The following is a 6,195-nucleotide window of genomic DNA, read 5'->3' as shown; positions in this document are numbered from 1 at the left end:
TTCATATGTTGCATCTTTTTCGTGTTTCTCTTTTTGTAATTGCGTAAACCCTTTTAATGAMGCRAGTGGRTTTTTWATTTCATGYCCGACTGTCGCTGCCATTTTTCCGATAACCGCCAATTTTTGTGACTGACTWGCCTCTGYAATACGTCCTTTTACTGCTGAAAGATATTGTAAAAATCGATTTAAAATAATAAATGATACGAAAAGTAACACCATATTTATAACAAGAGACATAAACAGGTTAAGTTCTCCAAATACAAATAGGTATATCATATATTTCCCTATAAGGAATGGCGCTAAGACAAATAAATATCTTTTACTCAAAAAGATCGGTACGAAGAAAATGAAAATATATTCAATTACATTCCCTTCATCAAATGCTATTCTATTATGAAARGCATACCATCCAATATTAAAARTCTCYGCRATCATGTATGCAAATAAATATGTATATTTAACTAAATATGCTTTTTCTCTCTCAAATAAGTAAACACTAATACCTAATATAGCCATAATATATGCAAGCTTCCATATCCCTTTATGCCAATTTCCTAAAGGCATTGTATCTTCTAATATAATCGCGTATGCAACCTCGTATACAATTAAAATAACATGTATTACCCATAAGAAAATCTTAGCGTTTTTCTTTTCTTCTTTAGCTGATAGAAAACTCTCTTCCACTTCAACACCCCTTCAAAAGAATACCATTTATTATAATAAATGATTTTCATAGACAAACAAAGATAAATTGAACAAATGAGGAAAATCAATCCATAGATAATATACTTCCCCACACCATATGTAAGCATAAAAACCATGAACAATAATACGTATAATATGGGAGGTGCTTTATATGGACGGTCGTGAAAATAAGAAGATAGAACAGTTACAATCCTTTACGAAAAACAATGAAGGAAAAGAGATGACAACGAATACGGGTGTCAAAATTTCAAATGATGAAAACTCTTTAACCGCCGGCGATCGTGGTCCTACACTTTTAGAAGATTTCCTGATGCGAGAAAAACTCGCTCATTTTGACCGTGAACGAATTCCTGAAAGAGTCGTTCATGCCCGCGGTTACGGAGCTCATGGTGTTTTTGAGCTATATGATTCTTTAGAAGACTTAACAATGGCTCATTTTTTACAAGACCCATCTAAAAAGACACCTATTTTTATTCGTTTTTCTGAAGTTGCTGGATCAAAAGGTGCAAATGAAACGAACCGAGATGTACGAGGATTCGCTGTTAAGTTTTATACAGAGGAAGGAAATTTCGATTTAGTGGGTAATAACATTCCGATTTTCTTCATTCAAGATGGTATTAAATTTCCAGATCTTATTCATGCTCTTAAACCAGAGCCACATAATGAGATTCCCCAAGGACAAACAGCACACGATACTTTTTGGGACTTTATCGCCAATAATCAAGAATCAGCTGCGATGATGATGTGGATTATGTCGGATCGCGCAATTCCGAGAAGTTTTCGAATGATGCAAGGGTTCGGCGTTCATACATTTCGTTTMGTTAATAAACATGGGAAGTCACGATTCGTAAAATTCCACTGGAAGCCAAAGCTTGGCGTTCACTCGTTAATTTGGGATGAAGCTCAAAAACTAGGCGGCGCTGATCCAGATTATCATCGCCGTGATTTATGGGAAAATATTAATGCCGGAAACTACCCTGAGTACGAACTTGGCGTTCAAATTTTAGAAGAAGAGGATGAATTTAAATACGATTTCGATATATTAGATGCAACAAAAATTTGGCCGGAAGAAGACTTCCCTGTTAAGATCATCGGAAAAATGACGTTAAACCGAAACGTTGATAACGTATTTGCGGAAACAGAACAAGTCGCACTGCACCCTGGAAGCATCGTCCGCGGTATCGATTTTACAAATGATCCTCTCTTACAAGGTAGACTCTTTTCTTATACAGATACACAATTAGCCCGCGTCGGTACAAACTATCAAGAGTTACCGATTAATCGTCCGGTATGTCCTTTTCATAACAATCAAAGAGATGGTGCGTCTAAATATATAATTGATAAAGGAAAAGTCGCTTACCATAATAACTCTTTAGCTAATAACTCTCCCTTTACTGTACCTGGTACGAAAGGCGGTTTCGTTACATATCCTTTTACTGTTTCTGGACATAAAACAAGAGAGACAGCCGCTAGTTTTAAAGACCATTTCTCACAAGCCCGTTTATTTTGGAATAGTATGAGCCACGTCGAAAAAATCCATATTATGCAGGCCTTTTCCTTTGAATTAGGAAAAGTAAAAAGTAAATCAGTTCGCCAACAAGTCGTAGGTATGATTGGTCATATAAGTACAGAATTAGCTACTTTAGTAGCTGAAGCAGTCGGGGCAACAGTGCCAAATGTTCAAGAATCAAATGTTACAAAATCCTCACCAGCACTAAGTATGGAACATACAACATTCAGCCCAAATACATTACGAGTAGGCGTCATTGTCGCAAATGGATATGACGGTCAAAACGCACAATATATTATAAATCAATTCAAACAAGCCGGTCTTCAGCCCGTTATTATTTCCGAACGATTAGGTTTTGTGCAAGGCTCTCAAAATGGACAGTGGGAAGTGAATGATACTTTCTTAACAGGATCACCACTTCTTTATGATGGGCTACTTCTTATTGGCGGAAATATTAATGATCATTTTCTTAACAAGGCAAGTTCATTCGTCGTAGAATCGTATAATCACTTTAAGCCAATTGGAGCTTTCCAAAATGGAACTACTATTGTTCAATCTTTAAACATCGAAGGAAAACCTGGCGTTATAACAGAACAAAATCCTACCTTACTTGCGAATAAATTTATTCAGGCAATGACAAAACAGCGATTTTGGGAAAGAGCCTATTAAAATGCATGAGGAGGATACGTCATGTTCGTTACAGTGGAAAAAGATGTACACATTTTTGTGCAAGATATGAACCCAGGTCCTGACAGTAAAACTGTTTTCTTTGTACACGGCTGGCCTTTAAATCACCAAATGTTTCAATATCAATTCAATGTTTTACCACAGCACGGGTTTCGCTGCGTCGCTATGGACATTCGCGGAAACGGGCAATCTGATAAACCATGGACTGGTTACACTTATGATCGTTTAGCTGATGATATCGCAATTGTATTAGAAGCACTTCAAATAGAAAATGCTACGTTAGTCGGCTTCTCAGTCGGTGGCGCTCTCTCTATTCGGTATATGTCACGATATAATGGGCGTCGTATTTCCAAACTTGCATTAGTGGATGCTGTCTCTCCTTCTTTCGTGAAAAACCAAGAATCCCCTTACGGCGTACCGAAAGAACAAGCAGATGCTCTGATTGCTCAAATGTATGCAAATTTGCCTAAATTTCTTAATGATGTATCTTTATCATTTTTTAATAGAAACTTAGGAGCTGCCACGTTAGAATGGTTTTCTTATCTCGGTATGCAGTCCGCTTCTTATGCTCTCATCAAAATTTTGCAAGCTGCTGCAAACGAAGACGTAACGAAGGACTTAAGTAAAATTAACGTCCCAACAAAAATATTCCACGGCGTGCACGACCAACTCATCCCTTATAAAAGTGCTGAGCTAACAAAAGAGCGAATTAAAAACTCTGAACTATATCCTCTTACAAATAGTGGCCACGGCTCTCCAATCGATCAAGCGGATGAATTAAATAAGAAACTGATAAAATTTTTAAATTCATAGTTCCTTTACAGTAAAAAAAGAATTTGCCCTTACGGCAAATTCTTTTTTCTTAACTACCTTTTGCACGAGCAAATTCCACATATGACTTATTCTTCTCTTCCATTAAAAATAAAACGATAATGCGGAAAAAATGAAGAGTTGGAACAATWGTCATACAAAGAATAGATAAAAAATAARCACGCTCATCGTTAAACGCATAAATACTAACAACTCGAAATCCTGTYTGTTTATAAATCCACACAACAAATAACTGTAAACTAAAAATTAATAATAAATCTAGAACTGATTCTATTAAAATTAAACAAATTGTCCAATTATATATTAGATGAAAAATTCACACACTTCTCACAAATCAATTATTAAAACGACTCTATTTTAATTTATACTAAATGTACAAGTAATACTCCCTAAACCTAGCTTGTCTGGTTATCCCGTTAAATACTATGAAAAAAGAACTTGTATCGTATACAAGTTCTTTTTTGTCGCCTATTTAAATAATATATCCTTACTATATTGCTTTCCGATGAGTAAGTCATATTGAATAAACTCATATTGCTTTAACATTTCTTTTTGTTTTTCTGTTAAACTTTTTATTGCTTCTCCGTCTTTTCCTATCTTCAATTCATCACGAAGTACGGGAATTTCTTCATATAACTTCGATAAAAATTGATAGAACGGTACCTTATTTAATCCAGCATAATCAAAGACAAGATTTGAAAAATAGATTGGACTTACTAAACCTAAATTGTCATTTGGCATATCAAAATTTGCATACATTAATAACGGCGTTTGCGCCATCGCTAATCGTTCACTTGGCGTTTTTTCATTTGTTATATAACCAGTCTCTTTATAAAGAGATTTATTTGTTCCTAGTGATGGGAGATGGTCCCCAAAGAATACTAATAATGTAGGTCTATCTAAATTATCTAGCTCCTCTATTAAATATTGAAGAGCTTCATCTGAACGTCTTAACCCTTCTGTATAAGTCTCTAATTCAGCCTTCGACTCTTCATTTTCTAATCCACTAATCTCTATTTGATTTTCACCAAATCTTCCTTCTGTAAATGGAAAATGATTTTGCATCGTAACTGCATGAACAAACGTAGGTTTCTTTTGCTTCTCTAATTCAGCTATTATCTCTTTACTCATAGATAAATCGCTAATATAATCTCCATCAACTTCTACATTTTCCATCGTATCTTGTGCATTAAACTTATCAAACCCTAACACTTTATATACATCATCCCGTTTAAAGAATGAGCGACCGAACGAATGAATTGCACTTGTATAATACCCTTCTTTTTTCAAAGCTCGAGGAATTGATGGAATTTCTTTCTTATTTGTAACAACTTGCTGATACGGTATAGAGCCTGGTTTTAACAAACTCATTGAATAACTCGTTAATGCCTCAAATTCAACGTTTGCAGTATTTCCTCCAAATGCAGGAGAAATAGTTTGTCCACCAGGAAAACTTTCTATATAATGATGCAAATTAGGTAAAGGATCTTCACTAAAGGACAGGTTCGTTAATTTCGTTGGATCCCAAAACGACTCACTCATTACAAAAATAATATTTGGTTTCTCTTTTTGTTTCTGCACCCCTATATTGCTACTATATTGTTTCTTTATATCGTTTGCTATTTGAAGCATATTTTCTTTTGAATAATCTTTCGGCTTTTCAATGACTGTCGTATCTAAATTACTTATAAATCCTAGCACAAAACCATTTGAAGCATAATTTTCATTTTGATCCCACAAAACGAACTCTATACCCGACTTTTGAAACAATTTATTCATAAACGTATTCGTAAAATTACCATACACATATAAAACAATAACAGATCCTACTATCAATAGAACTCGTACGCCTACATGAACTTTTACATTTTGAATATACTTCCTCACATACATACCCGCCAAAATACAGACAACAACACTTACAATAACGAGAAGAATATAACCCCAACTAAAATAATCCATCACCATTGGTATAACAGATTGCATATGTCCAATCTGTGTAAAATCAGAAGGATATAGTGGGTCTCCCCTAAAAACAATTTTGAAGTGATTTACAATAGCCAAAATGATTAGCAAAATGCTTGTCARAATAGTACTCAAAAAAACTTTYCCAAGYACGTTRTACACCAAAACATATATCGCATAAATTACAATTAAACTAAATATAAACTGTGCGTTATAATTGTAAATCCAATTCAGTGTATTTACGAGATTCATATTATTTTGCGTGAAAATAAAAAGCAAAGTAACCACATGCGCTACTAAAAACATTCTAATATAAATCCTAATAATACGTTTAAATTTATTAACAATATCTTTATTCAAATGCGCAACATACAATAGTACAATCCACATCAAAATTGTCATTATACTTAAGACAATTTTTTGATTTAACATATCTTTCATCGTATCTAAACTAAAATATTTTAAAATCAAGAAAAGTGTGGGTACAACATATAAGG

Annotated in this window: 3 protein-coding genes and 1 pseudogene; 2 read left to right on the top strand and 2 right to left on the bottom strand. The window is 34.3% G+C overall.

Features of this window, described 5'->3' with window-relative positions; all coding sequences use genetic code 11:
* Positions 1 to 684 (bottom strand): annotated as a pseudogene (locus AC1DJR_RS14175) (ATP-binding protein); the annotation flags it as partial.
* 172 nt (positions 685 to 856) lie between these two features.
* Here AC1DJR_RS14175 and AC1DJR_RS14170 point away from each other — a divergent pair.
* Positions 857 to 2,884, top strand: coding sequence for a catalase (locus tag AC1DJR_RS14170; protein WP_477002853.1), 2,028 nt, complete (start codon positions 857 to 859; stop codon positions 2,882 to 2,884).
* Between the two features lie 21 nt (positions 2,885 to 2,905).
* Positions 2,906 to 3,715 (top strand): alpha/beta fold hydrolase, encoded by an 810-nt coding sequence (locus tag AC1DJR_RS14165; protein WP_429686596.1) that lies wholly within the window; start codon positions 2,906 to 2,908, stop codon positions 3,713 to 3,715.
* Positions 3,716 to 4,201: 486 nt separating this feature from the next.
* Here the strand turns inward: AC1DJR_RS14165 and AC1DJR_RS14160 are convergent.
* Positions 4,202 to 6,195 (bottom strand): LTA synthase family protein (locus AC1DJR_RS14160; RefSeq protein WP_477002852.1); only part of this gene is annotated, 1,994 nt, incomplete at its 5' end.

This window comes from Bacillus sp. 05T31 (assembly GCF_056396725.1).
Note: the sequence above shows the minus strand (reverse complement) of the source record. Positions and strands in the feature narration are given on the sequence as shown.

What these genes read in the sequence shown, in the direction of transcription:
- AC1DJR_RS14165 (WP_429686596.1), top strand. Translation starts at nt 2,906, where the DNA reads ATGTTCGTTACAGTGGAAAAAGATGTACACATTTTTGTGCAAGATATG.